The 26,143-nt window shown below is 68.2% G+C and carries 29 protein-coding genes and 2 riboswitches; of the genes, 19 read left to right on the forward strand and 10 right to left on the reverse strand.

Going from position 1 to position 26,143, the window contains the following annotated elements; all coding sequences use genetic code 11:
- The first annotated feature begins 33 nt into the window (after nt 1-33).
- Nucleotides 34-345 (forward strand): HigA family addiction module antitoxin, encoded by a 312-nt coding sequence (locus EEJ31_RS06140; RefSeq protein WP_267897607.1) that lies wholly within the window; start codon nt 34-36, stop codon nt 343-345.
- Between the two features lie 401 nt (nt 346-746).
- Here the strand turns inward: EEJ31_RS06140 and EEJ31_RS06145 are convergent, their stop codons facing one another.
- On the reverse strand, nt 747-1,454 hold the full coding sequence (locus EEJ31_RS06145; protein ID WP_123045412.1) for an MBL fold metallo-hydrolase: 708 nt from the start codon (nt 1,452-1,454) through the stop codon (nt 747-749).
- Nucleotides 1,455-1,526: 72 nt separating this feature from the next.
- On the opposite strand from EEJ31_RS06145, the gene EEJ31_RS06150 reads away from it, so the two are divergent.
- The 3 genes from EEJ31_RS06150 to EEJ31_RS06160 all read left to right on the forward strand — a co-directional run bounded on the left by EEJ31_RS06150 (nt 1,527) and on the right by EEJ31_RS06160 (nt 3,258).
- Nucleotides 1,527-2,051, forward strand: a complete 525-nt coding sequence (locus EEJ31_RS06150; RefSeq protein ID WP_123045413.1) for a TetR/AcrR family transcriptional regulator — start codon at nt 1,527-1,529, stop codon at nt 2,049-2,051.
- Between the two features lie 110 nt (nt 2,052-2,161).
- Entirely contained in the window at nt 2,162-2,644 is a 483-nt protein-coding gene (locus tag EEJ31_RS06155) for a phage tail protein (protein ID WP_123045414.1), read from the forward strand.
- A gap of 32 nt (nt 2,645-2,676) precedes the next feature.
- Nucleotides 2,677-3,258 carry a hypothetical protein gene (locus EEJ31_RS06160; RefSeq protein ID WP_123045415.1) on the forward strand — a complete coding sequence of 194 codons (582 nt, stop codon included), beginning with the start codon at nt 2,677-2,679 and terminating at the stop codon, nt 3,256-3,258.
- 113 nt (nt 3,259-3,371) lie between these two features.
- Here EEJ31_RS06160 and EEJ31_RS06165 read toward each other — a convergent pair whose 3' ends face one another.
- Nucleotides 3,372-3,848: a DUF1877 family protein gene (locus EEJ31_RS06165; RefSeq protein WP_123045416.1), complete on the reverse strand. Its 477-nt coding sequence runs from the start codon at nt 3,846-3,848 to the stop codon at nt 3,372-3,374.
- Between the two features lie 110 nt (nt 3,849-3,958).
- Nucleotides 3,959-5,191, reverse strand: coding sequence for a non-homologous end-joining DNA ligase (ligD, locus tag EEJ31_RS06170; RefSeq protein WP_123045417.1), 1,233 nt, complete (start codon nt 5,189-5,191; stop codon nt 3,959-3,961).
- Nucleotides 5,192-5,364: 173 nt separating this feature from the next.
- Between ligD and EEJ31_RS06175 the strand changes: the two genes are divergently transcribed.
- Together EEJ31_RS06175 and EEJ31_RS06180 are read left to right on the forward strand one after the other, a co-directional pair.
- Nucleotides 5,365-5,922, forward strand: a complete 558-nt coding sequence (locus tag EEJ31_RS06175; RefSeq protein WP_123045418.1) for a dihydrofolate reductase family protein — start codon at nt 5,365-5,367, stop codon at nt 5,920-5,922.
- 73 nt (nt 5,923-5,995) lie between these two features.
- Nucleotides 5,996-6,241: a helix-turn-helix domain-containing protein gene (locus EEJ31_RS06180; RefSeq protein ID WP_123045419.1), complete on the forward strand. Its 246-nt coding sequence runs from the start codon at nt 5,996-5,998 to the stop codon at nt 6,239-6,241.
- Between the two features lie 27 nt (nt 6,242-6,268).
- Here the strand turns inward: EEJ31_RS06180 and EEJ31_RS06185 are convergent, their stop codons facing one another.
- Both EEJ31_RS06185 and EEJ31_RS06190 read right to left on the reverse strand, forming a co-directional pair.
- Nucleotides 6,269-6,790, reverse strand: coding sequence for a dihydrofolate reductase family protein (locus EEJ31_RS06185; protein ID WP_123045420.1), 522 nt, complete (start codon nt 6,788-6,790; stop codon nt 6,269-6,271).
- An 11-nt stretch (nt 6,791-6,801) separates the two neighbouring features.
- Nucleotides 6,802-6,999: a hypothetical protein gene (locus EEJ31_RS06190; RefSeq protein ID WP_123045421.1), complete on the reverse strand. Its 198-nt coding sequence runs from the start codon at nt 6,997-6,999 to the stop codon at nt 6,802-6,804.
- Between the two features lie 102 nt (nt 7,000-7,101).
- Between EEJ31_RS06190 and EEJ31_RS06195 the strand changes: the two genes are divergently transcribed.
- From EEJ31_RS06195 to EEJ31_RS06210, 5 genes are all read left to right on the forward strand, one after another.
- Nucleotides 7,102-7,707: a DnaJ family domain-containing protein gene (locus tag EEJ31_RS06195; protein WP_123045422.1), complete on the forward strand. Its 606-nt coding sequence runs from the start codon at nt 7,102-7,104 to the stop codon at nt 7,705-7,707.
- 116 nt (nt 7,708-7,823) lie between these two features.
- The gene (locus EEJ31_RS06200; RefSeq protein WP_123045423.1) at nt 7,824-8,006 is read left to right on the forward strand and encodes a hypothetical protein; all 183 of its coding nucleotides are present in this window, start codon (nt 7,824-7,826) and stop codon (nt 8,004-8,006) included.
- 9 nt (nt 8,007-8,015) lie between these two features.
- A complete protein-coding gene (locus EEJ31_RS06205; protein ID WP_123045424.1) occupies nt 8,016-8,552 on the forward strand; it encodes a hypothetical protein in 537 nt (178 codons plus the stop codon).
- A 52-nt stretch (nt 8,553-8,604) separates the two neighbouring features.
- Entirely contained in the window at nt 8,605-8,781 is a 177-nt protein-coding gene (locus EEJ31_RS13855) for a hypothetical protein (protein ID WP_158603913.1), read from the forward strand.
- Between the two features lie 2 nt (nt 8,782-8,783).
- Nucleotides 8,784-9,539 (forward strand): ZIP family metal transporter, encoded by a 756-nt coding sequence (locus EEJ31_RS06210; protein ID WP_123045425.1) that lies wholly within the window; start codon nt 8,784-8,786, stop codon nt 9,537-9,539.
- Here EEJ31_RS06210 and EEJ31_RS06215 read toward each other — a convergent pair.
- The 3 genes from EEJ31_RS06215 to EEJ31_RS06225 all read right to left on the reverse strand — a co-directional run bounded on the left by EEJ31_RS06215 (nt 9,516) and on the right by EEJ31_RS06225 (nt 11,245).
- Nucleotides 9,516-9,842 carry a hypothetical protein gene (locus EEJ31_RS06215; RefSeq protein ID WP_148040137.1) on the reverse strand — a complete coding sequence of 109 codons (327 nt, stop codon included), beginning with the start codon at nt 9,840-9,842 and terminating at the stop codon, nt 9,516-9,518. The two genes, EEJ31_RS06210 and EEJ31_RS06215, sit on opposite strands and share 24 nt — an antisense overlap.
- A 176-nt stretch (nt 9,843-10,018) precedes the next feature.
- Nucleotides 10,019-10,354, reverse strand: coding sequence for a hypothetical protein (locus EEJ31_RS06220; protein ID WP_123045427.1), 336 nt, complete (start codon nt 10,352-10,354; stop codon nt 10,019-10,021).
- A 78-nt stretch (nt 10,355-10,432) separates the two neighbouring features.
- Entirely contained in the window at nt 10,433-11,245 is an 813-nt protein-coding gene (locus EEJ31_RS06225; RefSeq protein WP_123045428.1) for a formate/nitrite transporter family protein, read from the reverse strand.
- A 90-nt stretch (nt 11,246-11,335) separates the two neighbouring features.
- Nucleotides 11,336-11,433: riboswitch (glycine riboswitch) on the forward strand.
- 1 nt (nt 11,434) lies between these two features.
- Nucleotides 11,435-11,534: riboswitch (glycine riboswitch) on the forward strand.
- 67 nt (nt 11,535-11,601) lie between these two features.
- Between EEJ31_RS06225 and gcvT the strand changes: the two genes are divergently transcribed.
- The 3 genes from gcvT to gcvP are packed head-to-tail and all read left to right on the forward strand — an operon-like array spanning nt 11,602 to nt 16,084.
- Nucleotides 11,602-12,750 carry a glycine cleavage system aminomethyltransferase GcvT gene (gene gcvT / locus EEJ31_RS06230; RefSeq protein WP_123045429.1) on the forward strand — a complete coding sequence of 383 codons (1,149 nt, stop codon included), beginning with the start codon at nt 11,602-11,604 and terminating at the stop codon, nt 12,748-12,750.
- A 32-nt stretch (nt 12,751-12,782) separates the two neighbouring features.
- Nucleotides 12,783-13,154, forward strand: a complete 372-nt coding sequence (gene gcvH / locus EEJ31_RS06235) for a glycine cleavage system protein GcvH (RefSeq protein ID WP_123045430.1) — start codon at nt 12,783-12,785, stop codon at nt 13,152-13,154.
- Nucleotides 13,155-13,213: 59 nt separating this feature from the next.
- Nucleotides 13,214-16,084 (forward strand): aminomethyl-transferring glycine dehydrogenase, encoded by a 2,871-nt coding sequence (gene gcvP / locus EEJ31_RS06240; protein ID WP_123045431.1) that lies wholly within the window; start codon nt 13,214-13,216, stop codon nt 16,082-16,084.
- A gap of 150 nt (nt 16,085-16,234) precedes the next feature.
- On the opposite strand, the gene EEJ31_RS06245 is transcribed toward gcvP, so the two are convergent.
- Nucleotides 16,235-17,029, reverse strand: a complete 795-nt coding sequence (locus tag EEJ31_RS06245) for a CPBP family intramembrane glutamic endopeptidase (protein WP_123045432.1) — start codon at nt 17,027-17,029, stop codon at nt 16,235-16,237.
- 212 nt (nt 17,030-17,241) lie between these two features.
- On the opposite strand from EEJ31_RS06245, the gene EEJ31_RS06250 reads away from it, so the two are divergent.
- The 5 genes from EEJ31_RS06250 (at nt 17,242) to typA (ending at nt 24,763) form a co-directional block, all read left to right on the forward strand.
- A complete protein-coding gene (locus EEJ31_RS06250) occupies nt 17,242-18,891 on the forward strand; it encodes a peptide ABC transporter substrate-binding protein (protein ID WP_123045433.1) in 1,650 nt (549 codons plus the stop codon).
- 203 nt (nt 18,892-19,094) lie between these two features.
- Nucleotides 19,095-20,024, forward strand: coding sequence for an ABC transporter permease (locus tag EEJ31_RS06255; protein WP_123045434.1), 930 nt, complete (start codon nt 19,095-19,097; stop codon nt 20,022-20,024).
- The gene (locus EEJ31_RS06260; RefSeq protein ID WP_123045435.1) at nt 20,014-20,952 is read left to right on the forward strand and encodes an ABC transporter permease; all 939 of its coding nucleotides are present in this window, start codon (nt 20,014-20,016) and stop codon (nt 20,950-20,952) included. Before EEJ31_RS06255 ends, EEJ31_RS06260 begins: the two co-directional genes overlap by 11 nt.
- Nucleotides 20,949-22,685 carry a dipeptide ABC transporter ATP-binding protein gene (locus EEJ31_RS06265; RefSeq protein ID WP_123045436.1) on the forward strand — a complete coding sequence of 579 codons (1,737 nt, stop codon included), beginning with the start codon at nt 20,949-20,951 and terminating at the stop codon, nt 22,683-22,685. Before EEJ31_RS06260 ends, EEJ31_RS06265 begins: the two co-directional genes overlap by 4 nt.
- A gap of 167 nt (nt 22,686-22,852) precedes the next feature.
- Complete coding sequence (typA, locus tag EEJ31_RS06270; protein ID WP_123045437.1) at nt 22,853-24,763, forward strand: translational GTPase TypA; 1,911 nt, start codon at nt 22,853-22,855, stop codon at nt 24,761-24,763.
- A gap of 78 nt (nt 24,764-24,841) precedes the next feature.
- On the opposite strand, the gene efeB is transcribed toward typA, so the two are convergent.
- Nucleotides 24,842-26,143 (reverse strand): iron uptake transporter deferrochelatase/peroxidase subunit, encoded by a 1,302-nt coding sequence (gene efeB, locus EEJ31_RS06275; RefSeq protein WP_123045438.1) that lies wholly within the window; start codon nt 26,141-26,143, stop codon nt 24,842-24,844.

Genomic DNA, 26,143 nt, shown 5'->3' on the forward strand with positions numbered 1-26,143 from the left:
GGACGGACGCTGGGCCAGAGGAGGTGGAGATCGTTGACTATCACTGACACGAGCGACAAGCTCGCTCCCATCCACCCCGGTGAAGTGCTCATGGAGGACTTCATCGAGGGCTTCGGCATCACGCAGAACAAGCTGGCGGTGTCAATCGGTGTGCCGCCGCGACGTATCAACGAGATTGTGCATGGCAAGCGGGCCATCACAGCGGACACTGCCCTGCGCCTCGCGAAGTATTTCGACACGTCGGCGCAGTTCTGGCTCAACCTGCAGACGCGCTACGACCTCGACTTGGCCGAGGATCGCGTGGCGGACCAGATCGCCGCCATCGCGCCGCTAAAGGTTGCATGAGTCGTTCGCATGGGAACGCGGCCGGCGCTCGTGTCGCTCATCGACCAATCTCGTGCCGTTCTATGCCGCGCCGACGCTCCGGCCACGGGCCGAACATTATCATTCTGAGGCAGGAAAACGTGGATGACGAAGAGTTCTACACGCCGCATGAACCTCCGCCTTAGCGGCGAGGCACGGCCCTGGTGTTCGTCTGGGTGGTGTGCGTCGCACTGTTCGTGCTTGGCCTTGTCCTGGTCACAGGTGATTGGCCCAAATTTGAGCGCGCGCCGCACGATCCGTCGCGGATCCTAGGCTGGTTCTGCCTTGTCTACCCGCTGGTTCTTGCCGCTCATAGAAGTCATCGGCCCAGCTCACTGTCTCGATTGACCCGGTCTCGATAGACGACCGCCGCGGTCGAGCGGTCAGCATGCCGACATCGCGGCGACGATGCCGGCGGCCGACCCGTGCCACGGCGCGCCGTGTCCGGGGAGAACCCAGGATGCCGGAACCTCTGCAAGCCGATTGAGCGAGGCGCGTGCCACCTCCGGCTCGTCGGTGAAGGGAGCCGGTTGCGGGCCTTCGTGGCCGGTGAGCACGTGTCGGGTGGTGAGTGCGTCGCCCACGAAGACGGCATCCGCCGCCGGGACGTGCACGGCGATGCTGCCGGGCGAGTGCCCCGGCATGCCGATGATGGCCGGGCGGCCCGGCAAATCGAGAACATCGCCGTCAGCGACCTCGACGACGTCCTGCACATGGTGAGTTCGCAGCGCATTCTTGCGCAGCCCGTAGGCGAAGAAGCCGAGCGTGGGCGCGAGCCGCGCTGGTCCCATCGGCGTCTTCGGCTTCTCCCCGGTGCGCACGCGATGGGCGTCGGCGGAATGGATGAAGACGGGCACGCCCGCCTCGTGGCGCAGGCGCTCAGCGAAGCCGATGTGGTCGCTGTCGCCGTGGGTGAGGACGAGCCCGCGGATGTCGGAGAGCGGCCGCCCGAGCGCATCCAGCTCTCGACGTAAGTCGCCCCAGTGGCCCGGCAGGCCGGCGTCGATCAGCGTGATCCCCTCGGGGAGGTCGACGAGATACGAGGCGACGATGTCATTGCCCAGGCGGTGCAGGTGCGGCGCGAGCCTCATGTCGATTCCTTTCGATTGGCATGGCTACGATACGTAGCTATCATAGCTAATGTCAATAGCGAGGAGATTCGGATGCCGACACCGATACGCACCACCAATGAGGAGATCATCACAGCCGCCCAGGACATCCTCGAATCCGGGGGACCGGCGGGGCTCACCATGCAGGCGGTGGCCGCGCGGGTCGGTGTTCGCGCCCCCTCGCTGTACAAGCGGTTCCAGGATCGGGAGGCCTTGCTCGCCGCTGTCACCGTTGCGTCGATCGAAGCGCTCACCGAGCGCCTCGACGCGGCCGCACCTGACCTGGCACGTCTGGCCGAGGCCTATCGGGGGTTCGCTCACAGCCGGCCGCAGGCCTTCCGGCTGATCTTCACGACATCCGCTCCTGAGGAGGTGTTGCAGCGCTCAGCCGAGCCCGTCATCCGCGCCGCCGCCGCTCTGGTCGGCGACGCGCACGCACTGGATGCCGCCCGGCTGCTCACCGCCTGGGCCACCGGATTCGTGCAGATGGAGCTTGCCGGGGCCTTCCGTCTCGGCGGGGATGTCGAGCACGCCTTCGATTACGGCCTGCAACGCCTGGTCGTCGCGCTAGGAGCCTGATGGTGTCGGCCAGGTGGGCGGCAGCGAATGGATACGGTGCACGTCGCCACCGGGTCTGCGTGGGCAGTGCGCTAGCGTGGAGCGCATCGCCACGGATCACAGGGGGCCGCATGTCGTACATCGTCGACTTCGAGAACGTATCGTCCGTCGGCCTCGAATCGTCACCGGTCGCCCCGGCGCTCGCCGGTCTGCGCGCGAACGAGGCACGCTACTTCAGGAACAAGTACGACCACGTCTTCACGGTGAGCCCGGCCGACGAGGTTCCGGAAGTGGTCGAGTGGGTGAGCCGGATTCTCGAGGACGAGCGCGACATCGTCATCGGATCCCCGCCGCTTGAGGCGACGACGTTCGCGGCTGGCGGCATCCGATTCGCCTACGTGTTCTACGAGTCGGGGCTGTCGATCAATGTGATGTACACGATCGAGGACGGGCAGAAGCGAGCCGTCGGGTTCAAACTCGCCGAAGGCATGGAGGTGCCCGAGGAACTGGCGTCGCGCTTCAAATTCGCGCGCCAAAAGTCGAAGCTCGCCGGTGAGATCCGCGGTTCCTTCTTCGTGATCAAGGGCGAGTACCAAAGTCCATCGGGGGAGTGACGGCTGTCGGTGGCCGCTGCTACCGTTCCCTCATGAATCGACGAGACCTCTTTCTCATGTCCGACGCTGCACTTCGCGATGTGATCGACATGATCGACCGCGATCAGCTGTCGCTTCCGGCGCCGGCCGAGTGGTCGCGAAAGCCTGACCCCACGCTCCGTGACATCCTCGGCTACCACGCCTACGACGAGGCCTGGGTTCCCGACGTTCTCGCCGGCCGCACGGCCGAGGAGGTCGGCAGCCGGTACGACGGTGACCTGCTCGGCGACGATCCCATTGCCAGCTACGACGCGATCAACGACGCCGCGACGGATGCCGTGAACCGAGACCTGGACTACGACAAGATCGTGCACCTCAGCTACGGGGACTTTCCCCTCGGCGACTACCTCGTGCACACCAGCATCTATCGGGCGTTTCAGGCCTGGTCGATCGGGCACTTCCTCGGACTCGACTACTCGCTGCCTGAGGCATTGGTCGACGGATTATGGGAGCACATCGGGCCGCAGATCGATGACTTCCGGGCGATGGGGGTCTTTCCGCCGGAGGTCCAGGCGCCTGAGGGCGCCGATAGCGAGACACGACTGCTCGCGAAGGCCGGGTACTGGGTGCCGTGATTCCGAGCCGGATGAGGGTTCCCCCCCACCCGACCGGATGATGAAATCCATGGGGCATTGGGTTGGCGTGATCCGCCAGGTCGCATGGCGTTCCGCCTGCCGTGACAGGACACTCACCCGATCATGTAGACCAGGCCACGTCCGTCCTCGGCCAGCCGCGCGGTGTATTCCCGTGCGCTCGAGAGATATTGCGCGACGTATGCCACCTTTCTGTCGGAGGGCTCGTTGAACATATCGATGCCCGTCAGCCGCGCACTGATAGTGGCGTCATCGAATTGGGCCAAGTCCGTGGCGACACGATCGACTTCGTCTGGGCTCAGCGCCCGCTGGTAGGAGATCCACCCTGTCCGTGTATGAGTCACCTGCCCCACGACGAGATGGAACGCGGGCCGTGGGAGCTCGCCGGGCAGTGGGCTGAAGAGCGTCTGCAAATATGACCAGCACTTATCCAGGTAGAGCACCTCGGAGCGGAGATCCTGAGGACCCCATGCATCCATAAGCGGATCCTGCGAGAGGAACAGACTGGGGGTGGCGAGCGCGCGTGGATATTCGTCCCGGGTGATCGGATATGCGCAGTAGCGGATTCCCATGGCATCAGGTTGCTCGCTGGCGCTCCTGTAGAAAGCCAGCCTGCCTCGGTTTGTGTACAAGTCCGACGCAAACAAGCCTGGTGAGGACGGAACTGCGCTGGCGGTGCCACTCAGCGGGTAGCGTTCTTGCCCGCCCACGGGTCGTAATCGACCTCGAGCTCCGCCTGCGAAGGCCGCTCGTTCTCCGGCACGTGCTGCAGGTTCACCCGGATGCGATACCAGAGCGAGCTGGAGCCGCGCATCCCGTCGACCAGCACGTCGGCAGGTTCAAGGAGCGGCACCACGTCGGGGTGCTTGGACTTCCACCGGTCCAGGCCTTCAAGCGCCTCGGGCTTGGTCTTCGCGCGGGCGACCTCGATCAGCGGTATCAGCGACGCCCGCCGGCCGGATGCCCCGGCAGACTTCGGCGGCTTCTCGGCGGGGCCGAGCTCGTCTGCCAGGGCGAGCAGCGAGTCGAGGCTGCCCGCAGCCGCATCGATTCCGGCAGCCGGGTCGCCGCGTTCCATGAACCGGCCCGGAACCGTGAGGACGGTGAACTGATCGGGCCGGCACGTCGGCACCTCGTCCCAGTCCAGCGGGGTCGAGACGCGCGCGTCGGGCAGGGATCGCACCGAGTAGGCGGATGCCACGGTCCGGTCTTTCGCATTCTGGTTGAAGTCGACGAACACGCTTTCACCCCGCTCCTCCTTCCACCATTTCGCGGTGGCGAGGCCCGGCGCACGTCGCTCGACCTCCCGCGCCAGCGTCTCGGCGGCCAGCCGCACCTGGCGGTAGTCCCAGCGCGGCTGGATCCGCGCAGAGATGTGGATGCCACGCGATCCCGACGTCTTCGGCCAGCCGACGAGCCCGTGGGCGGTGAGCACGTCGCGGGCCACCATCGCCACGTCGACGATCTGCCGCCAGTCGACCCCGGGCATGGGATCAAGATCCACCCGCAGCTCGTCCGGGTGGTCGAGATCCTCGGCGCGGACCGGGTGCGGATTCAGGTCGATGCACCCGAGGTTCACGATCCACGCCAGCGCCGCCGCATCCCGCACCACCACCTCCTCGGCGGAGTTGCCCGACGCGTACTGCAGCGTCACGGTCTCGATCCAGTCGGGTCGCTTCTCCGGCGCGCGCTTCTGAAAGAACGCCTCCTGCCCGATGCCCTTGACGAAACGCTTCAGCACCATCGGTCGACCCGCGGCGCCGCGGAGCGCGCCATCAGCGACGGCCAGGTAATACCGCACCAGGTCAAGCTTCGTGAGCCCCGGCTCGGGGAAGACCACCTTGTCGGGATGCGAGATGCTCACCTCGCGGCCGCCGATGTCCAGCACCTCGGCCTTGCTCGTCGTCGGGCTCACGCCCTCACCATAGTCCGCTCCTGCGTTCGGCACAGCGACGCCTCGAAGGCTGATCCGGCACCTGCCTGGGGCTCTGGCGCGGATGCTGCTCGGGTTGCTACTGTCGAGCGCACGACGGACGGCATGAACGGACCGAGCCCATTCCGGACCGGTTCAGGCGAGCGGAGGGCACGATGGCGCGGTTGGTGTATTCGACGATCACGTCGCTCGATGGCTACGTGGCAGATGAAAGCGGCGACTTCTCCTGGGCAGCACCCGACGAGGAGGTGCATGCCTTCGTCAACGACACGCAGCGCCGCATCGGCACGTTCCTCTGCGGGCGCAAGCTGTACGAGGTGATGGCCTGGTGGGATACCGTGCCGCTGGAAGGTGAGCCACCCGTCATGTGGGACTACGCCGGCATCTGGCGGGATGCCGACAAAGTCGTCTACTCCAGAACGTTGGAGTCCGTGCCGGACCCGAGAACCAGAATCGAGCACGACTTCGATGCGGACGCGGTGCGCGCGATGAAGGATTCGTCGAGCAGGGACATCAGCGTGGGCGGTCCGGACCTGGCGGGCCAGGCGCTCGCGAGCGGACTCGTGGACGAGGTGGAGGTCTTCGCCGTGCCCTGGCTGATCGGTGGCGGCACCCCGGCCTATCCCCGCGGCATCCGCGTGGCGCTGGACCTGCTCGAGGAGCGGCGCTTCACGAGCGGCGTCGCCTACCTCCGTTACAACGTGAAGGGCTGAAGCGCTGTCGTTCCACCCCCCAATCTGTCAACAAGTATTGACAGATTGGCGTTCGTCAACGTAGGTTGACGTCATGATCAGCACGGTGAATGCCAGGGAGCCGGAGCCCACGGGCGCCGACCATCTCAAAGCACTTCGCGGAGTCGCCGACGCGAGGCGACAGCTGGACGAGCGTGAGTATTTCCACGTCATGCAGGCTCGTGCCGCCCGAGTCAGCTGGGAAGGGATTGCGGCGGCCCTGGGCGTGTCGAGGCAGGCGGTGCATCGCCGCTTCCGGGGCCGGGCCGCGGGCGACGCCGCCTTGTCCAGGAAGCCCTGATCCCTGCCGGGTGAGCGCCTGAGCCGGTCAGCCGACGACAGCGAGGCGCGCGCAGGCGAACTCGCCGTTCTTGGCCAGCTCCTCCAGGCGGAACTCGATGCGGCGGGGGAGCAGCGGGGCACCGGAGCCGAGTGTCACCGGCGCGTACTGCACCCAGACCTCGTCGAGACAGCCGGCATCCGCGAACTGACCCACCAGGTCGCCGCCCCCGACGAGCCAGATGTTCTGCTCATCCGCCGCTTCGGCCATCTCGGCGTGCACCGCCGCTGGGTCGGCGGACGTGAAGCGGATGTCCCCGTCACGGCCAAGCAGGTCGCGGTGCGTGAAAACCCAGCACGGCATCGCGTACGGCCAGCGGCCGTCGTCGTGGTCGAGGAGCCACTGGTAGGTCGTTGCGCCCATGGCGAGGGCACCGACGGATGCGATGAAGGCGTCATATCCCATCGGGCCAGACGCATCGACATCGCGGGTGAGCAGCCAGGACAGCGAGTTGTCGGGGTCGGCGATGAAGCCGTCGAGCGAGCTCGCCGCGTAGTAGATGGTGGCCATGCCCGTCGACGCTACTGGTCCTCGCCGATCGCGTGGATGCTCTCGATCTCGTCCCGCAGCACATCGCCCTCCGCGTCCGCGGGAGGCGTCGGGGCAGGCGCCGCGGCATCCGTTGTCGGCGTCTGCGTCGTCGACGTCTCCGTCGTCGGCGTCTCCGTTGTCGGCGTCTGGGCGCCGGTCTCAGGGCTGTTCGGGTCCGTGTCATTCATGGTTGTTCCCCTTCTGCGCTGGTGGCTCCCAGCCTCGCAGATCGCCGGGAGAGCCGCCAGAGGTCCCTCGACCCGACGACGGTGCCAACCTAGGCTGGTCGCATGAGCCGCAAGAAGGGGCACAGCGACGCCCGGCTCAATGCCGCCCGCTACCGGGTCGACCGATTGTCGCCGGCCGATGACGCAGCGAACGAGCCCCCAGCTCAGGATGACGCCACGGGGCAGCCGACCATGACCGAACGCGCCCAGTACGTCGAGGTGCTCATCCAGCAGGCGATCCGGCGCGGGGAGTTCGACGACCTGCCGGGCGCCGGCAAGCCCCTCAGCGGCCTGCAGCAGAGCTACGACCCCGACTGGTGGATCCGGCAGAAGATCGAACGCGAGAAGATCACCGGCCTCGGACCGCCCGCCCTCACGCTGCGCACCGAGGACGCCGCGCTCGACGCCCGTCTCGACGAGGCCGGTTCGGAGACCGCCGTGCGCGGGATCCTCGAGGATTTCAACCAGCGCGTCATCGAAGCCCGGCGACAGCTGCTGGGCGGCCCACCCGTCATCACGCCGACCCGCGACGTGGAGGAGGAACTCGCCCGGTGGCGGGAGCGCCGGGCGGCCCGTCAGCGTGAGCGGGACGAGCAGCGGCAGCGGGAGCAGGCGGCGTACGACGCCATGAGCTGGCGTGAACGTCGTCGTGCAAAGCGCGGTCGCTGACATCGGCGTGCTGCCGGGGGCATTGCACGCGGGAGCGACCCGGTCGAGACTCGGGAGGGAGCGGCCGGCAGGTGCGCTCAAGAAGCACAGACCGGACGACGACCGAAGGAGGAGCGATGGCGGAGCAGGGCGAACGCGATGACCGCGGCAGGGGTTCCGAGAACGAGGACCGGGGCCACGAGAACAAGAGTGCGGCCTCCCAGGAGGGCGCCGACACGGCGAAGACGGGCACGGGGGGCAAGGGCGGCGACCACATCGACACCGACGGCGGCAACCCCGACGAGCAGCTCCACAAGTAGGGCGGGCACATGACCACCGACGCTCGGGACGACTTGGTCGTCGCACGCATCCGTCAGGCCATTGCGGATGCCGTGGCCCGGCTGGTCGGCGAGGCTGTGCCCGACGAGGCGCTCGCCGCGTTCGTCCCGCCGCGGCGGGTGTTCCTGCTGCCGCGGAAGGCGGTCATGGTGCCGCTCGGCCGGGTCTGGCGACTCGGTGTCTTCCTCCTCGACCGCCAGGGCGTTCTGTACCAGGCGGGCACGACGACGCGGGCGGTGCCGCCCGGGCACCCCGGTCACACTGCGGCGTCGACCGAGAAGCGCCGTGTCTACCGCGCGGCGGCCCAGCGCGGCCCGTTCGCCGCGGGGGAGACGGTCAATTTCCACGCCCGCGTCATCGACCTCGACCCCGGGAGCCTGCGGATCGCCGACGGCCCGCTCTTCCTCAGCGAGGGAGGCGCCCTGGTGCGGTGGGGACCTCCGGGTGGGCACGAGACAGCGTGGCCGTTCGAGGCGTACCTGGCGGAACGGATCGAGTTCCTGCGGCACCCTCCCGAAGGGGCGTGACGGGCGTAGCGTGAAGAGCGGCAGTTGCCGACCACTGGAGAGGGGCGCGACCATGAGCGATCCGGGCATCGAACAGCCACCACTGGGTGTGCCGGGGGACCCGCACACCGACAACCCGTCCGAGCCGCCGCCCGGAGACCCGGGTCTTCGGAGCGACCCGGACCTCGGCGAGGACCCGGGGCTGGCCACCGACCCTGACGGCACACCCGTGGAGAATCCGTCGTCCTGACGATGTGGTGGGCTCTCTTCTGGGGAGGGGTCGCCGGCGGGGCGGTGTTCCTCGGCGCCCTCGCCGGCATCTACTGGCGGGTCTCGTCGAAAGTGATCGGCGCTGTGATGGCGTTCGGGGCCGGGGTGCTCATCAGCGCGCTCGCCTTCTCGCTCACACGGGAGGCCTTCGACAAGGGCGGCGTCCTCGCCGTGACTGTCGGGCTGGCGCTCGGCGCGCTTGCGTTCTTCGCCGGAGACACCATCCTCGACCGGCACGGAACCCGGCGTCGCACGCGGTCGTCGGTGCGTCTGCGCTCGAAGGGGAGCCCGCAGAAGAATGTCGAGGGCAGCGGGGGACTCGCCCTCGCGCTCGGGGCGATGCTCGACGGCGTCCCGGAGTCGGCGGCGATCGGCATCACCCTGCTCGGCGGCGGTTCGGTCGGACTGCCGATGGTCACCGCGGTCTTCCTCTCCAACATCCCCGAGGGCTGGTCGTCGTCGGCCGGCATGCGCAAGAGCGGCCGCTCCACCCGGTACATCCTGCTGCTGTGGCTGGCCGTCACCGTCGCCTCCGCGCTGTCGTCCCTGCTCGGCTACCTGTTGCTGGGCCTCGCGCCCGCGGCCGTTCAGGGCGCCGTGCAGGCCTTCGCGGCCGGCGCCATCATCACCATGCTGGCCGACACGATGATGCCGGAGGCCTTCGAGCGGGGCGGACCGAGGGTGGGACTCCTCACCGCCCTCGGCTTCACGCTGTCATTTCTCCTGAGCCAGGTGTGACCGGCGCACCGACGCCAGGTCGGTGACCCGGGCAACCGTTCGCCCGGCGGCCGAGCCAGCGGATGCGACGTGCCCGGCCAGGTGGCCGAGGACGGCGTCCAGGCTGGCGAACCGCCCGAACTCGATCGGGTCGCCGAACCGCATCAGTTCGTAGCCGTTGCCGACCTTCTCGACGAAGGCGACGAGCGAGCGGGCGTCGTCGAGCGCGACGTGCCGGTTGGTGACGCGCCACTCGGTGGGCGACAGCGCCGCCAGCTCGAGGTCGTCGTCGACGATGCCATGTGATTGCGCCATTGCAGTCATTCGGGCTCCTATGCTCGGGTGGACACCCGGTCAGGGTCCGCCAGTCCCGAGGCTAAGAGGTGCTCCCGCTCCGGGTAAGGCGGTTGACGATCAGGTGGAAACCGAATATACGTCGCCGGCGGCCCGATGTCGAACCGAAGTCGAGCAAGTGTCGGATTGTGACCGGCGTGACCGCCTCAGGGCAGGTCGAAATCGTCGATGACGGTGCCCTCGCGATCCGACGCCACTTGCGGCCGTGGGTCCTCGAGGGCCTTGGTCTGGCGCAGCATCCACGCCACGAGCGCGTCGTCCACGAGCTCGTCGGCGTCGGAGTGCTCGGGAATCGCCACCATCTGGCTCGCGGGCCCCAGGAGCACGCTGGCGAGGTCCACTGTGCCGTCCGGGTACCGCACGGGGATGTCGACCGTCGCCGCCGTTTCGCGGCGGGCAAGCGCGCCCGCATAGAGCACGAGAGCATCGGCAATGGCGTCGCCCGTGAGGACCGTCTCCCCGGCGTAGTGAATGGCCTTCATGCACCCCATTGTTGTCCGGTGTGCCCGATCCCGCATGGGGCTTGCGAATCCGCGTGAACGTGCATCCCCTGCCTGTGGCTATTTCTTGGGGGAGGCCCGCTGCTCCTCCACGAGCTCCTTGGTGCGAACGAGCCGCAGCGCCGTCACGAGCGCCAGGCCGCCCACGATGTTGAACAGGAGGGTGTACCCGAACCAGCCCAGCCATTGCAGGTAGCTGATATCGGCGCCGGACTGGATCGCACCGAAGATTAGCAGCGAGTCGAGGATCGAGTGGAACAAGCCGAGGCCGGCCAGTAGGAAGCCGGCGATCACCGTGGCGACGATCTTCGCCACATCCGACGTTGTGCCCTGCTGCATCCCCGTCATGAGCGTGATGGTGCTGCCACCGAGCAGCGCGAGCGCGATCGCCGGCAGGGAGATCGGCACGTCGACATACTGGTGGGCGGCCTCGACCAGGGTCGGTGCCCACTGCGGGAAGGCGGTCGTGATGATCCACATGATGAGCCAGCCGCCGGCGAGATTGCCGACCAGCGTGACGCCCCAGAGCTTGACGAGCTGCAGCAGGGTGCCTTGCCGGGCGACGAGGGCGGCCACCGGCATCAGGAAGTTCTCGGTGAACAGTTCACTCTGGCCCAGCAGCAGCGCGACGAGGCCGACGCTGAACGCGAGGCCGGCCAGAAGGTGCTCGCCGGTCTCGTGCAGCACAGCCAGGTAGGCCATGACCCCGAGCCCGATGTCGAGCCCGCCGAAGAATCCGGTCAGCGCGATGTGGCGGAAGGCCCGATGCAGCCGTTCCGCGCCCCGCTCAATGGTGCCGTCGAAGGTCTCCTGGAGCTCCTGCTCGATCGGGGCGTCGTTGTCGCCCAGCTCCCTGCGCCGCTTCTCGCTCACGCTGCCACCTCCTGTCGCCGACGCTACCGCCACCGGGCCCGTGAGGCAGTAGGCTGGGCCTGCGCCACCACAACTTGATATCGGGCCACATAGGCCGATGCGGGAGAGCCGGTCACCGTCAGGCGGATCGGCACCGAAGGAGCAATCCTCCCCGACAATCTCTCAGGTACGCGTACCGCATCGGACTGGCCGCTCTGAAAAGCAGCTGCGCTCGCCGCAGCTCGCCCACGGTGAAAGTCGCCTCCGCACCGAGGTGACGAAGCTCTCAGGCTGAGATGACAGAGGGGGAGTCCATCCTGGCTCGATCGAGCCCGGAGACTCTCACCCGGCATCCGCCGGCGACCACCGGAGAACCCATGACCTCGGCAGCCGACACTCCCGCTCCCCGTCTCTCCCCGCTGCACGACCGCCACGAGGCGGCCGGCGCCCTGTTCACGGATTTCGCGGGCTGGAACATGCCCGTGCGCTACTCCAGCGACCTCGCCGAACACCACGCCGTGCGCACGGCGGCGGGTCTCTTCGATCTGTCGCACATGGCCGAGATCAGGGTCTCCGGCCCCGACGCGCCGGCCTTCCTCGACTATGCACTTGCGGGCATGCTCTCGGCCGTTCAGCTCGGCCAGGCCAAGTACAGCCTGCTGCTGAACGAGGCCGGCGGCATCATCGACGATGTGGTGGTCTACCGGCTGCACGACAATGACTACCTCGTGGTCGCGAACGCGGGCAATCGCGCCGCGGCGGTCAGTGCGCTGCAGGAGCGCGCCGCCCGGTTCGACGCCGCCGTCACCGACACGAGCGACGACATCGCCCTGGTGGCCGTGCAGGGTCCGGCGTCGCGTGCCGTTCTCGAGGCGACACCGGGCCTGACCGGAGCCGACCTCGGCGACCTCCGGTACTACCGGTCGACCACAGCCCGCTTCCAGGGCGACCCCGTGCTCATCGCCCGCACCGGGTACACCGGCGAAGACGGCTTCGAGCTCTACATCGCAGCGGATGCCGCCGCCGGCCTGTGGGACAGCCTCCTGTCCGCCGGGCAGGCCTCCGGCCTCGTGCCCGCGGGCCTGGCCAGCCGCGACACCCTGCGACTCGAAGCCGGCATGCCGCTGTACGGCCACGAGCTCTCCGCGACCACGTTCCCTGCCCAGGCGGGACTCGGCCGCGTGGTCAACCTCGCGAAGCCCACCGACTTCGTCGGCCGCGCCGCCAGCGAGGAGGGACCGGCCGCCGACGCACCGGTGCTGGTCGGGCTCGTGGCCGAGGGCCGGCGTGCGGGGCGCGCCGGCTACGCCGTGCGGGACGACGCCGCCAGCACGGGCGGGACGGCCGCGGAACCGGTGGGCGTCGTCACGAGCGGCGCGCTGTCGCCGACCCTGGGGCACCCGGTCATGATGGCCTACGTCGCGCCGCACCGGGCCGCCCCCGGCACGCGAGTGGCCATCGACGTGCGCGGCACCCTCATTCCCGCCGAGGTCACCCGGCTCCCGTTCTACACCCGCCAGAAATAGCACCCCCCAAGCCAGCCAGAGAAGAGGACACCATGACCGATCAGGAATCACTCCAGTACACCGCCGAGCATGAATGGGTGCGGGTCGACGGCGACACCGCCACGATCGGCATCACCGCCTACGCCGCCGAGAAGCTCGGCGACGTCGTCTTCGTCGACCTGCCGGCAGCGGGCACCGATGTGACGGCCGGCACCGTCATCGGCGAGATCGAGTCGACGAAATCCGTCGGAGAGATCTTCGCGCCCGTCGACGGCAGGGTCGTCGAGACCAACGATGGCGTCGTCGCATCGCCGGAACTGGTCAACAGCGACCCGTTCGGCGCCGGCTGGCTGGTGCGCGTGTCGTTCACGAGCCTGCCCACGTTGCTCAGCCACAGCGAGTACGCGGCGCTCACCGCCGAATAGCACCGCCGACTTTCGCCACCGAAGAGCAGGAACAACAGCCACTGATGGGTTCTCCGCACATGTCACCGTCGTTCACCACCCGCCACATCGGCACGGATGCCGCGGCCCAGTCCCGCATGCTCGCCGCGGTCGGCTACGCCTCGGTCACCGATCTCGTGAACGCCGCCGTTCCGCCGGCGATCCACGCCAACCGGTTCGACCCGGCAGGATCGCTTCCCGACCCGCTGAGCGAACGGGAGACCATCCGCGAGCTGCGGGCGCTGGCGGCGAAGAACCGCGTGGCACGCTCCATGATCGGTCTCGGCTACTACGACACCATCACGCCGGCCGTCATCAAGCGCAACGTGCTCGAGAACCCGAGCTGGTACACGGCGTACACCCCCTACCAGCCCGAGATCTCCCAGGGCCGGCTCGAGGCGCTGCTGAACTTCCAGACCATGGTCGCCGACCTCACCGGGCTCGCCACGGCCAACGCGTCGATGCTCGACGAGGCGACCGCCGTCGCCGAGGCGATGCTCCTGGCCCGCCGCGCCTCCAAGGGCGCGTCGCGCCGCTTCCTCGTCGACACCGACGTGCTGCCGCAGACCCGACTGGTCCTCGCCGGCCGCGCCGAGGCGCTCGGCATCGAGCTCGTCGACGTCGACCTGGCGGCGGCGGGCGACGGCGCCGGACTGGGCGAATACTTCGGCCTGGTGGTGCAGTACCCCGGCGCGTCAGGGCGGGTGTGGGACCCGTCGGCGCTCTTCGCCTCCGCGCACGCGCAGGGGGCGCTCGCGGTCGCCGCCGCCGACCTGCTCGCCCTCACCATGATCACCGCACCGGGTGTGCTCGGTGCCGACGTGGCCGTCGGCACCAGCCAGCGCTTCGGGGTGCCCATGGGCTTCGGCGGCCCGCACGCCGGGTACCTCGCCGTGCGGGCGGGGCTCGAGCGGCAGCTCCCCGGCCGCCTCGTCGGGGTGAGCGTGGACGCGGCCGGCCACCCCGCCTACCGGCTGGCACTCCAGGTGCGCGAGCAGCACATCCGTCGCGACAAGGCCACCTCGAACATCTGCACGGCGCAGGTGCTGCTGGCCGTCATGGCGGCCATGTACGCCGTCTACCACGGCCCCGACGGACTGCGCGCGATCGCCGAACAGGTGAACCGGCGTGCCCGCCAGATCGCGGCGGGCCTCCGGTCGTCGGGCATCGAGCTCGTGCACGACGACTTCTTCGACACGCTCCTCGCACGCGTTCCCGGGCGGGCGGCATCCGTTGTCCATCAGGCCCGCGAGCGCGGCGTCAACCTGCGACTCGCGGGCGCCGACCTCGTGGGCATCGCGGTCGACGAGACCACGGATGCCGCGGACGTCGCCGCGGTCACGGCCGCATTCGGTGCGGCGCCCGCGGCCGGCACGGAACCGACGGCGTCGCTGCCGGAGGGGCTGCGCCGCGCTGTGGACTACCTCGGCCACCCGGTCTTCAACACCCACCGCTCCGAGACGAGCATGATGCGCTACCTCAAGCGGCTCGCCGACGAGGACTACGCGCTCGACCGGGGCATGATCCCGCTCGGGTCGTGCACCATGAAGCTCAACGCCGCCACCGAGATGGAGGCCATCACCTGGCCCGAGTTCGCAGGCATCCACCCGTTCGCGCCGCGCGCCGACGTGCAGGGCTACCTCGAGCTCGTCGGCCAGCTGGAGAGCTGGCTCGGGCAGCTGACCGGGTACGACTCGGTGTCGCTGCAGCCGAACGCGGGCAGCCAGGGGGAGCTCGCGGGCCTCAACGCGATCGCCGGGTACCACCGCTCCCGGGGCGATGACGCCCGCACCGTCTGCCTGATCCCGTCGAGCGCGCACGGCACCAACGCGGCATCCGCTGTGCTGGCCGGCATGCGCGTCGTCGTGGTCGCCTGCGACGACCTCGGCAACGTCGATCTGGACGACCTGCGCGCGAAGGTCGCGGAGAACGCCGAGCGCCTCGCGGCGCTCATGATCACCTACCCCTCGACGCACGGGGTGTACGAGCACGAGGTGACCGCGATCTGCCAGGCGGTGCACAACGCCGGCGGACAGGTCTACATAGACGGCGCCAACCTCAACGCGCTGCTCGGCTTCGCCCGGTTCGGCGACTTCGGCGGCGACGTGTCGCACCTCAACTTGCACAAGACGTTCTGCATCCCCCACGGCGGCGGGGGACCCGGCGTCGGGCCGGTCGCGGCGAAGGCGCACCTGGCGCCGTTCCTGCCGGGCCACGCGATGGCGCAGGACGACGGGCATCCGCTGGCCGGGGGAGGCAGCGTCGTGCATGGCGGCGCGCCGGTGTCGGCCGCGCCATACGGCAGCCCCGGCATCCTGCCGATCTCGTGGGCGTATGTGCGCCTCATGGGCGCCGACGGGCTGCGGGAGGCGACGGGCGCTGCGGTGCTGGCCGCCAACTACGTGGCCGCCGAGCTGCAGAACGACTTCCCGGTGCTGTACGCGGGCGACAACGGCCTCGTCGCGCACGAGTGCATCCTCGACCTGCGACCGCTGACCGCCGAGACCGGCGTCACCGTCGACGACGTGGCCAAGCGCCTCATCGACTACGGTTTCCACGCGCCCACCATGAGCTTCCCGGTGCCCGGCACGCTGATGGTCGAGCCCACCGAGAGCGAGGACCTCGCCGAGATCGACCGGTTCATCGCCGCGATGAAGGCGATCAAGGCCGAAGCGGATGCCGTCGGCGCCGGCCGGTGGCCGCGGGAGGACAATCCGCTGCGGAACGCGCCGCACACCGCGGAGTCCGTCATCGACGGCGCGTGGGAGCATCCGTACGACCGCACCCTCGCCGTGTACCCGGTGCCCGGCCTGGTTCGCGGCAAATACTGGCCGCCGGTGCGCCGCATCGACCAGGCCTGGGGCGACCGCAACCTGTTCTGCGCCTGCCCACCGCCCGAGGCCTTCGCCTAGCCCGCGCTCTCGTCGCCCTCGCGCGCGCCGCGCGACCCGTCGCGCGCCGCCTCGCGTGAGGGGTCGGCTTTTCCTAGTGCAACGGCGTCGACACTAGGACATCTTGGCCCCTCACGCGGAGGTGCTGGGGCGAGGGGAGGCAGTCGGGAGTCAGGAGGCGGGGGCGAAGAGGGCCGGCCACCAGGCGAGGGCCAGCGGATACCCGACGAACGAGATGATGTCGAGCATCCAGTGCGTGACGACGAGCGGCACCGTGCGTCCCCAGCGCGCGTAGCACCAGCCGAACACGACGCCCATCGCCACATTGCCCACAAACGGCCCGATGCCCTGGTAGAGGTGGTAACTGCCGCGCAGCACCGCCGACGCCACGATGATCCGCCACTTCGGCCAGCCGAGCTCGGCGAGCCGGGTGAACAGGTAGCCGACGACGATGAGCTCCTCGGTGAGCGCCGCGCGCAGCGCCGAGAGGATGAGGACCGGGATCGACCACCAGTATTCGGGCAGGGGAGCGGCCACCACGGCAACGGTGAGGCCGAGGGCGCGCCCGGCGAGATAGAGGCCGATGCCGGGGATTCCGATCAGCAGCAGCAGGCCGCCGGCGGTGGCAAGGTCCTTACCCGGCCGCGACGCGTCGAAGCCGAGCCGCCGGAACGCGTTGCGGCCCGGCAACCAGAGCAGGTACAGCACGAGCAGCACCGGTGCCAGGTCGAAGACGACGCCGAGAAGCTGGTAGGTGAGGTCGAGCCACTCGCGGGGCGACTGCGACGGGTTCAGCGTCGCGGACTGCTTCGCGAGCGGCGTCTCGGCGGTGAGCCGAGCGATGATCGCAACGACCGAATAGACGGCGGATGCGCCGAGCGAGAGCCCGAGGACGATGCCGATCTCCCACCAGGCCCGGCTTCGACGGCCGATGCCGCTAGGAAGGGTGGACGCTTCTACGCTCATCGATCCATCATCTCACGCTGAGAAATCGTCATATTCCGGCCTCGGACGCAGGATTTGTGCGCAGACGCGCGAAATCGACCGAATTTCATTAACAACCTGTAACGATTCCCACCATCGAGTTTGGAGTGAGGGGAAGCGCAGTTTAGAGTCGTGGCATCTGGCGTTGCCCGGCCAAAAGCCGTGCTTCCCGCCCACTTTGCACAGGAGGAACATTGAGAATCAAGAGACTTGGCGTCGCTGCCATTGCTCTCGCAGCGGCAAGCGCCCTGACGCTTTCCGGCTGCGCCAGCGGAGGCTCCAACGACACGGCCGCCACGACGAAGGCGGATTCGACCGCCATCATCACTGCGAACGGCTCCGAGCCGCAGAACCCGCTGATCCCGACCAACACCAACGAAACCGGTGGCGGCAAGATCCTGGACTCGATCTTCGCGGGTCTGGTCTACTACGACGAGAAGGGTGCCCCGCACAACGACGTCGCGGAGTCGATCACCACCGACGACAACATCACCTACACCGTCAAGATCAAGCCGGGCCAGAAGTTCACCAACGGTGAGCCCGTCACGGCGAACAGCTTCGTGGACGCCTGGAACTACGGCGCCCTGCTCAGCAACGCCCAGCTCAGCAGCTACTTCTTCGAGGACATCGAGGGCTTCAGCTACGACAAGGACAGCAAGCTGACCGGCCTGAAGGTCGTCGACGACAACACCTTCACCATCAAGCTCAAGTCCGCGCTTGCTGACTTCCCGCTGCGCCTCGGCTACTCGGCGTTCTACCCGCTGCCCGCGTCGGCGTTCGACGACATGAAGGCGTTCGGCGAGAACCCGGTCGGCAACGGCCCGTACAAGCTGGCCGGCGACGGTGCGTGGAAGCACAACGCCAAGATCGACCTCGTGGTCAACCCCGACTACGACGGCGGCCGCAAGGCCAAGAACGGCGGGCTCACGTTCGTCTTCTACGCCGACCAGGGTGCTGCGTACTCCGACCTGCTCGGTGGCAACCTCGACGTCCTCGACGCCCTTCCGGACAGCGCCTTCGGAACCTACAAGAGCGACCTGGGCGACCGCGCGGTGAACCAGCCGGCCGCGATCTTCCAGTCCTTCACGATCCCGTCGGACACCTCGAACTACTCGAACCCCGACGCGTTCAAGCACTTCGTGGGCGAAGAGGGCCAGCTCCGTCGCCAGGCCCTCTCCATGGCGATCAACCGCCCGGAGATCACCAAGGTGATCTTCCAGGACACCCGCACCCCCGCATCCGACTTCACCTCTCCCGTCATCGACGGCTGGAGCGACAGTCTCGAAGGCGCCGACGTGCTGAAGTTCAACCCGGACAAGGCGAAGGAGCTGTGGGCCCAGGCCGACAAGATCTCCCCGTGGTCGGGTTCCTTCAAGATCGCCTACAACGCCGACGGCGGCCACCAGGGCTGGGTCGACGCAGTGTGCAACAGCATCAAGAACGTGCTGAACATCGACGCCGCCGGAAAGCCGTACCCGACGTTCGCCGAGGCTCGTACGCTGATCACCGACCGCAAGATCGAGACCGCGTTCCGCACCGGATGGCAGGCCGACTACCCGGGTCTGTTCAACTTCCTCGGACCGCTCTACGCGACCAACGCGGGCTCCAACGACGGTGACTACTCGAACCCCGAGTTCGACGCGCTGCTGAAGAAGGGCTCCTCCGAGAGCGACCTGGACGCCGCCAACGCGGACTTCCAGAAGGCTCAGGAGATCCTGCTGAAGGACCTGCCGGCGATCCCGCTGTGGTACTCCAACGTGACCGGTGGCTACGGCGAGAAGGTGCAGGACGTGCACTTCGGCTGGAACTCCGTTCCGCTCTACTACGAGATCACCAAGAGCTAGTCTCCCGCTCTGACACGAAGGGGCGATGGCACAAGCGCCATCGCCCCTTCCTCATGCCAAGCCGTACATTCCGGCATCAGCATTCAGCCGAGGCAGTAACATGGTCTCCGCGCGGGCTGCCGCCATCGGCGGCGGTCGCCCGATAAGAGTTAGGTTCTTTCAACGCATGCTTATTAACCCCGATCGGCAGGCATAGCCGCCCCATGACCGGTTACATCTTCAGACGCATCCTTCAGGCGATTCCCGTCTTCCTGGGAACCACCTTCCTCATCTACTTCATGGTCTTCGCCATGCCGGGCGACCCGCTTCTCGCCCTGTTCGGTGACCGGACCCCCAACCCGGCCGTCCTCGCACAGCTGCGAGCCCAGTACCACCTGGACCAGCCGTTCATCGTGCAGTACCTCATCTACATGGGCGGCCTGCTTCGCGGCGACTTCGGCATCTCCTTCTCGGGAGAGCCCGTCACCGAGATCTTGGCCCGCACGTTCCCCGTGACGATCCGCCTGGCCATCATGGCGCTCATCTTCGAGACCATTCTCGGCATCGCGGTCGGCCTGATCTCGGGCCTGCGCAAGGGCAAGCTGTTCGACGCCAGCTCCCTCGTCGTGAGCCTGATCCTCATCTCGCTGCCGATCTTCGTTATCGCCTTCGTCGCCCAGTACGTCTTCGGCGTCTGGCTGGGGGTGGCACGCACCACGGTGAGCTCCACGGCACCGATACCGGAGCTGATCATGCCGGCACTCGTGCTGGCGAGCGTGGCCTTCGCCCAGATCGTCCGGCTCACCCGGGCCTCCGTGATCGAGACGACGACGCTGGACTTCGTGCGCACCGCCTACAGCAAGGGCCTCCGAACCCGACGCGTCGTGCCCGTGCACATCCTGCGCAACTCGCTCATCCCGGTGGTCACCTACCTCGGCACCGACTTCGGCGTGCTGCTGGTCGGCGCGACGATCACCGAGGGCATTTTCAACGTCCCCGGCGTGGGAAACGCGCTCTACCAGGCCATCATCCGTGGGGAGGGACCAACGGTGGTCTCCTTCGTCACCGTGATGGTGCTGATCTACCTCGTCGTCAATCTTCTGGTGGACCTGCTCTACGGTCTGCTCGACCCAAGGATCCGCTATGTCAAGTAACACCCATTACGTCGCCCCACTCGAGGAGACCCCTCTGGTCGGCGTCGACACCGTGAAGGTGTCCGAAGAGCGCAGCAACCTGTGGCTGGACGCCTGGCGGGACCTGCGCGGTCGGCCCCTGTTCTGGATCTCGGCCGCGGTCATCCTGCTGGTGGTCGCCGTCGCACTGTTCCCGAACCTCTTCACGAGCGTGCCGCCGAACCACGACTGCCACCTGGCCGACAGCAATGCGGGACCGGCGCCGGGGCATCCGCTCGGCTTCACGAAGCAGGGCTGCGACATCTATTCGCGCATCATCCACGGCACGTCCACGTCGCTGGCTGTTGGGTTCATCGTGATCGCGCTCACGACCGTGCTCGGCCTGCTGTTCGGAGCGTTCTCCGGCTTCTACGGCGGATGGATCGACTCGGTGCTCTCCCGCGTGGGCGACATCTTCTTCTCGATTCCCTACATCCTGGCCGCCGTCGTCATCATGACCGTGCTTGCGGAGTATCGAAGCGTGTGGAGCATCTCGCTGGCCATCGGCATCTTCGCGTGGCCATCGACGGCCCGCGTGCTCCGAGCCGAGATCTTCAGGGTGAAGAACGCCGACTTCGTGATGGCATCCACCGCGCTCGGGCTCTCGCGCTTCAAGATCCTGCTGAAGCACGTGCTCCCCAACTCCATCGCGCCGGTCATCGTCATCACGACGATCTCCCTGGCGGCCGCGATCGTCGCCGAGGCGAGCCTCTCGTTCCTCGGCGTCGGGCTCGGCGGCGACATCATGTCGTGGGGCAATGACATCAACCAGGCGCAGAGCGACCTGCGGATCGCCCCGCAGACGCTGATTCTGCCGTCCATCGCCCTGTCCGTGACCGTCTTCGCGTTCATCTCGCTCGGCGAGGTCGCCCGCGACGCACTCGACCCGAAGGCGAGGGCCCTCCGATGAGCCAGACGCTTACCGACCTCGACCGCCCCCTGCTGGAGATCAAGAACCTGCAGGTCGGTTTCCAGACCCAGCGTGGCCTGGTCCCCGCCGTCAACGGCATCGACATCACCCTCATGCCCGGCCAGACCCTCGCGATCGTGGGGGAGTCCGGCTCGGGCAAGTCCACCACGGCGCACGCCATCATCAATCTGCTGCCCGGTTCCGGCCGGATCACCGGCGGTGAGGTGCTCTTCGACGGGCAGGACCTCGCCAAGCTGACCGAGCACCAGATGCAGGACGTGCGTGGTCGCAACATCGGCTTCGTGCCGCAGGATCCGATGTCGAACCTCAACCCGGTCTGGAGCATCGGCTTCCAGGTCGAGGAGGCCATCCGTGCCAACGGCATCGCCAGCGGCAAGGACGTCAAGAAGCACGCCATCCAGGTGCTGAAGGAGGCGGGCCTTGCGGATGCCGACACCCGTATGCGCCAGTTCCCGCACCAGTTCTCGGGAGGCATGCGCCAGCGCGTGCTCATCGGCATGGGGCTGTCCTCGCGACCGCGCCTGCTGATCGCCGACGAGCCCACCTCCGCCCTGGACGTCACCGTGCAGCGCGTCATCCTCGACCACCTTGAGACGCTCACCCGTGACATCGGCACCGCGGTGCTGTTCATCACGCACGACCTCGGCCTGGCCGCCGAGCGGGCCGAGCAGCTCGTGGTGATGTACAAGGGAAAGGTGGTGGAGTCCGGGCCGTCGCGGGAGATCCTCGAGAACCCGCAGCACCCGTACACGCAGCGACTCGTCGCCGCCGCCCCGAGCCTCGCCTCCCGCCGCATCCAGGCGTCCGGCGCGGCACTTGGCCACCTGCAGCACCAGGAGACCGACGCCGGTGCGCACGTCGACCTCATCGAGGCCGCCGAGAACCGCGCCGAGAAGCAGGCCGCCCCGCACCGCCACGAATCCGCGATCGTCGTGGACTCGCTCACCAAGGTGTTCAAGATCCGCGGTGAGAAGGGCGAGGGCAAGCACTTCAAGGCCGTCGACGACGTGTCCTTCTCGGTCGAGCGCGGAACCACGATGGCGCTCGTCGGCGAGTCCGGCTCCGGAAAGTCGACGGTGGCGAAGCTGCTGCTTCGCCTCGAGGAAGCCACGAGTGGGCGCATCGACATCGACGGCGCCAACATCGCGCCGCTCGCCGGTCGGGACCTGCTGGGCCTCCGCCGCAAGATGCAGCCGGTCTTCCAGGACCCGTACGGTTCCCTCGACCCGCTCCGCAACATCGGCAACACCATCGCCGAGCCGCTCCTCGTGCACAAGGTCGGCGACCGCGCGTCGCGTCGGGCTCGCGTGGACGAGCTGCTCGAGCAGGTGGCGCTGCCGTCGGCGCTGGCCACCCGGTACCCGAACGAGCTCTCCGGTGGCCAGCGCCAGCGCGTGGCGATCGCCCGCGCCCTCGCGCTGAAGCCCGAGATCGTCATCCTCGACGAGGCGGTGTCCGCCCTCGACGTGCTGGTTCAGGCGCAGATCCTGACCCTGCTGGCGGAGCTGCAGTCGGAGCTCGGGCTCACGTACGTGTTCATCACGCACGACCTCGCCGTCGTGCGGGTGATCGCCGACCAGGTGTGCGTGATGCAGAAGGGCAGGATCGTCGAGGCCGCGAGCGTCGACGAGGTGTTCGACAACCCGCGCGAGCAGTACACGCGTGACCTCCTCGACGCCATTCCCGGCGCCAACCTGCGTCTGGGCGCCTGACGCCGCCGGCAGGCGGAGTGCGGGGCGATGCTTGGCATCCGCCCCGTACTCCGCCTGCATGTGCGCGCGTGCGGTAGAATCGTTCGTTGGGCCCCTTCGTGCCCGCACGTCCATTTCTTCGCCGCACCCTTTGCTGTGGCATCCATTCTTCGTAAGGAACTCTTTTTATGGCGATTGCCACGCGCAATAACCTTCGAAACGTAGCGATCGTTGCCCACGTCGACCACGGCAAGACGACGCTCGTCGACGCCATGCTCGTTCAGACGAACTCCTTCGCCGACCACTCCCACGTGGACGAACGCGCCATGGACTCGAACGAACTCGAGCGTGAAAAGGGCATCACGATCCTCGCCAAGAACACGGCGATCTCCTACAAGGGCAAGCACGCTGACGACGGCCCCATCACCATCAACGTCATCGACACCCCCGGCCACGCCGACTTCGGCGGCGAGGTCGAGCGCGGCCTCTCCATGGTCGACGGCGTCGTTCTCCTCGTCGACGCGAGCGAGGGCCCGCTGCCGCAGACCCGCTTCGTGCTGCGCAAGGCGCTGGAGGCCAAGCTTCCGGTGATCCTGCTCGTGAACAAGACGGACCGTCCTGACGCCCGCATCGACGAGGTCGTGGCCGAGAGCCAGGACCTCCTCCTCGGGCTCGCCAGCGACATGGCCGACACGCACCCCGACCTCGACCTGGACGCCATCCTCGACGTGCCGGTGGTCTACGCATCCGGTCGAAACGGCGCCGCGAGCCAGAACAAGCCCGAGAACGGGTCGCTGCCCGACAACGAGGACCTCGAGCCGCTGTTCGAGGCGATTCTCGAGCACATCCCGGCACCGACGTACGACGACGAGCACCCGCTGCAGGCGCACGTCACCAACCTCGACGCCAGCCCCTTCCTCGGCCGCCTCGCGTTGCTGCGTGTCTTCAACGGCACCATCAAGAAGGGCCAGACGGTCGCCTGGGTCAAGCACGACGGATCGGTGCACAACGTGCGCGTCACCGAACTGCTGATCACCAAGGCACTCGACCGGTACCCGGCCGAGAGCGCCGGCCCCGGTGACATCGTCGCCGTCGCCGGCTTCGAGGACATCACCATCGGCGAGACCCTCGCCGACCCCGACGACGTGCGACCCCTGCCGGTCATCACCGTCGACGAGCCCGCCATCTCCATGACCATCGGCACGAACACGTCGCCACTCGTCGGCAAGGTCAAGGGCCACAAGCTCACCGCCCGCATGGTCAAGGACCGCCTCGACCGCGAACTCGTCGGCAACGTGTCGCTGCGCGTGCTCGACGTCGGCCGCCCCGACGCGTGGGAGGTGCAGGGGCGCGGCGAACTCGCCCTCGCCATCCTGGTGGAGCAGATGCGCCGCGAGGGCTTCGAGCTCACCGTGGGCAAGCCGCAGGTGGTCACCCGGAAGGTCGACGGCAAGGTGCACGAGCCGTTCGAGCACCTCACGATCGACGCCCCCGAGGAGTACCTCGGCGCAATCACGCAGCTCATGGCCGCCCGTAAGGGCCGCATGGAGAACATGGCGAACCACGGTACCGGCTGGGTGCGCATGGAGTTCATCGTGCCCTCGCGCGGCCTCATCGGCTTCCGCACGCAGTTCCTGACCGAGACCCGCGGCACCGGCATCGCCAACGCCATCTCGCACGGCTACGAGCCGTGGGCGGGCACCATCGTCACGCGTAACAACGGATCCATCGTGGCCGACCGCGCGGGCGTCGTCACGCCGTTCGCGATCATCGCCCTCCAGGAGCGCATGACGTTCTTCGTGAACCCCACGGAGGAGGTCTACGAGGGCATGGTCATCGGCGAGAACTCCCGCGCCGACGACATGGACGTGAACATCACCAAGGAGAAGAAGCTGACCAACATGCGCCAGTCGACCTCCGACACGTTCGAGTCGATGACGCCCTCACGGCAGCTGACCCTCGAGGAGTGCCTCGAGTTCGCCCGCGAGGACGAGTGCGTCGAGGTCACGCCCGGCATGGTCCGCATCCGCAAGGTCGAGCTGGACGCATCCGCTCGCGCCCGCAGCGTCAGTCGCCTGAAGAAGCAGGACGCCAGCTGACCCCTGGCGCCACGCTCCGCGAAACCGGAGTCGTGGTCGTTATGACTCGCTCATAACGACCACGACTCCGGTTTCGCGTTAAGGGGCGAAAAGGGGGGCGCCGAGGAAGGAGCCGGGGCGGACTCCGGGGGGAACGGCGAAGAGCGCGGAGCCCACGTGCCGGATGTACTCGTTCAGGGCGTCGTGGCCGGCCAGGTTCTGCTGCACGGTGATGAACTGCTCGGGCGAGCGCTGGAAGCTGATGAAGAAGAGGCCGGCGGCGAGACGGCCCAGCTCGTCATTGCCGTCGACGAAGTTGTAGCCTCGGCGCAGCAAGCGGATGCCGTGGTTCTGGTCGGGGTGCGCGAGCCGCATGTGGGCGTGCGGCCCGATCAGCGGCCCCGAGCGCCCGGCCAGGGCGAAGTCGGGCTCGGTGAACTCCGTCCCGCCTGAGAGCGGGGCGCCCTCGCCCTTCGTGCGGCCGATGACGGCCTCCTGCTCGCTGAGGATCGACCGGTCCCAGGTCTCGATGGTCATGCGGATGCGCCGCGCGACCAGGTAGGAGCCGCCGGCCAGCCAGGCGGGCCCCTCGCCGGGCTGCACCCACACATGCTCGGCCGCCGCGCCCGGCTCCTCCGCCATCACGTTCGCGGTGCCGTCCTTGAAGCCGAACAGGTTGCGGGCGGTCGCCTGGCTCGTGCTCGTCGACGACGTGCGCCCGAAGCCCAGTTGCGACCAACGGATCGCGGCGCGCCCGAAGGCGATCCGGGAGAGATTGCGGATGGCGTGCACGGCCACTTGGGGGTCGTTGGCGCAGGCCTGGATGCAGAGGTCGCCGCCGCTCCGGGCCTCCTCCAGCAGGTCGCCGGGGAAGTGGGGAAGGGTGGTGAGTTCGGCCGGCCGGTTGTGCGCGAGACCGAACCGGTCCGTGCCATCCGTTGCCTGGAACAGCGTCGGGCCGAAGCCGACGGTGATGGTGAGGCCGGAGGCCGGCAGCCCGAGCGCCTCGCCGGTGTCTTCGGGCGGCGCGTCGTATGGCCCTCCCGCGGCTCCGAAGTCGCCGATGTCGCGTCCGGCGGTCATGGCGGCGGAGGCGACGGTCCAGTCCTTCAGGAGCTCGATGAGGTCGTCGCGGCTGCTGCCCGGGGACATGTCGAACGCGGCGAAGTGCAGGCGGTCCTGGGCGGGCGTGACGATGCCGGCCTGGTGCGTGCCGTAGAACGCATAGGCGCCCGCGGCCTTGGTGCCCGTCGCCGCGGCCGTCGCGGCGAGGGCCGCCCGGTCGCCGGCGACGCCGACGCCGAGGCCGGCGAGCCCGGCGCCGGCCAGGCCGAGCAGCCCGCGACGGGACAGCCCGCGCGGCGCCTGGGCGGCATCCGTTGCCTCGCTGGGTTCCGCCAC

The sequence above is a fragment of the Cryobacterium tepidiphilum genome (genome assembly GCF_003716325.1).
GTDB lineage: Bacteria > Actinomycetota > Actinomycetes > Actinomycetales > Microbacteriaceae > Cryobacterium > Cryobacterium tepidiphilum.

Excerpts from the sequence above, each read along its gene's own strand:
- gcvP (WP_123045431.1), top strand. The coding sequence starts at position 13,214 with ATGTCACCGTCGTTCACCACCCGCCACATCGGCACGGATGCCGCGGCC.
- EEJ31_RS06200 (WP_123045423.1), top strand. The coding sequence starts at position 7,824 with ATGGCGGAGCAGGGCGAACGCGATGACCGCGGCAGGGGTTCCGAGAAC.
- gcvH (WP_123045430.1), top strand. The coding sequence starts at position 12,783 with ATGACCGATCAGGAATCACTCCAGTACACCGCCGAGCATGAATGGGTG.
- EEJ31_RS06255 (WP_123045434.1), top strand. The coding sequence starts at position 19,095 with ATGACCGGTTACATCTTCAGACGCATCCTTCAGGCGATTCCCGTCTTC.
- EEJ31_RS06165 (WP_123045416.1), bottom strand. The coding sequence starts at position 3,848 with ATGGGAATCCGCTACTGCGCATATCCGATCACCCGGGACGAATATCCA.
- EEJ31_RS06245 (WP_123045432.1), bottom strand. The coding sequence starts at position 17,029 with ATGAGCGTAGAAGCGTCCACCCTTCCTAGCGGCATCGGCCGTCGAAGC.
- EEJ31_RS06175 (WP_123045418.1), top strand. The coding sequence starts at position 5,365 with ATGGCGCGGTTGGTGTATTCGACGATCACGTCGCTCGATGGCTACGTG.
- EEJ31_RS06205 (WP_123045424.1), top strand. The coding sequence starts at position 8,016 with ATGACCACCGACGCTCGGGACGACTTGGTCGTCGCACGCATCCGTCAG.
- EEJ31_RS06145 (WP_123045412.1), bottom strand. The coding sequence starts at position 1,454 with ATGAGGCTCGCGCCGCACCTGCACCGCCTGGGCAATGACATCGTCGCC.
- EEJ31_RS06150 (WP_123045413.1), top strand. The coding sequence starts at position 1,527 with ATGCCGACACCGATACGCACCACCAATGAGGAGATCATCACAGCCGCC.
- EEJ31_RS06215 (WP_148040137.1), bottom strand. The coding sequence starts at position 9,842 with ATGACTGCAATGGCGCAATCACATGGCATCGTCGACGACGACCTCGAG.
- typA (WP_123045437.1), top strand. The coding sequence starts at position 22,853 with ATGGCGATTGCCACGCGCAATAACCTTCGAAACGTAGCGATCGTTGCC.
- EEJ31_RS13855 (WP_158603913.1), top strand. The coding sequence starts at position 8,605 with ATGAGCGATCCGGGCATCGAACAGCCACCACTGGGTGTGCCGGGGGAC.
- gcvT (WP_123045429.1), top strand. The coding sequence starts at position 11,602 with ATGACCTCGGCAGCCGACACTCCCGCTCCCCGTCTCTCCCCGCTGCAC.
- EEJ31_RS06260 (WP_123045435.1), top strand. The coding sequence starts at position 20,014 with ATGTCAAGTAACACCCATTACGTCGCCCCACTCGAGGAGACCCCTCTG.
- EEJ31_RS06220 (WP_123045427.1), bottom strand. The coding sequence starts at position 10,354 with ATGAAGGCCATTCACTACGCCGGGGAGACGGTCCTCACGGGCGACGCC.
- EEJ31_RS06180 (WP_123045419.1), top strand. The coding sequence starts at position 5,996 with ATGATCAGCACGGTGAATGCCAGGGAGCCGGAGCCCACGGGCGCCGAC.
- EEJ31_RS06155 (WP_123045414.1), top strand. The coding sequence starts at position 2,162 with ATGTCGTACATCGTCGACTTCGAGAACGTATCGTCCGTCGGCCTCGAA.
- EEJ31_RS06185 (WP_123045420.1), bottom strand. The coding sequence starts at position 6,790 with ATGGCCACCATCTACTACGCGGCGAGCTCGCTCGACGGCTTCATCGCC.
- EEJ31_RS06210 (WP_123045425.1), top strand. The coding sequence starts at position 8,784 with ATGTGGTGGGCTCTCTTCTGGGGAGGGGTCGCCGGCGGGGCGGTGTTC.
- EEJ31_RS06195 (WP_123045422.1), top strand. The coding sequence starts at position 7,102 with ATGAGCCGCAAGAAGGGGCACAGCGACGCCCGGCTCAATGCCGCCCGC.
- EEJ31_RS06160 (WP_123045415.1), top strand. The coding sequence starts at position 2,677 with ATGAATCGACGAGACCTCTTTCTCATGTCCGACGCTGCACTTCGCGAT.
- EEJ31_RS06190 (WP_123045421.1), bottom strand. The coding sequence starts at position 6,999 with ATGAATGACACGGACCCGAACAGCCCTGAGACCGGCGCCCAGACGCCG.
- EEJ31_RS06265 (WP_123045436.1), top strand. The coding sequence starts at position 20,949 with ATGAGCCAGACGCTTACCGACCTCGACCGCCCCCTGCTGGAGATCAAG.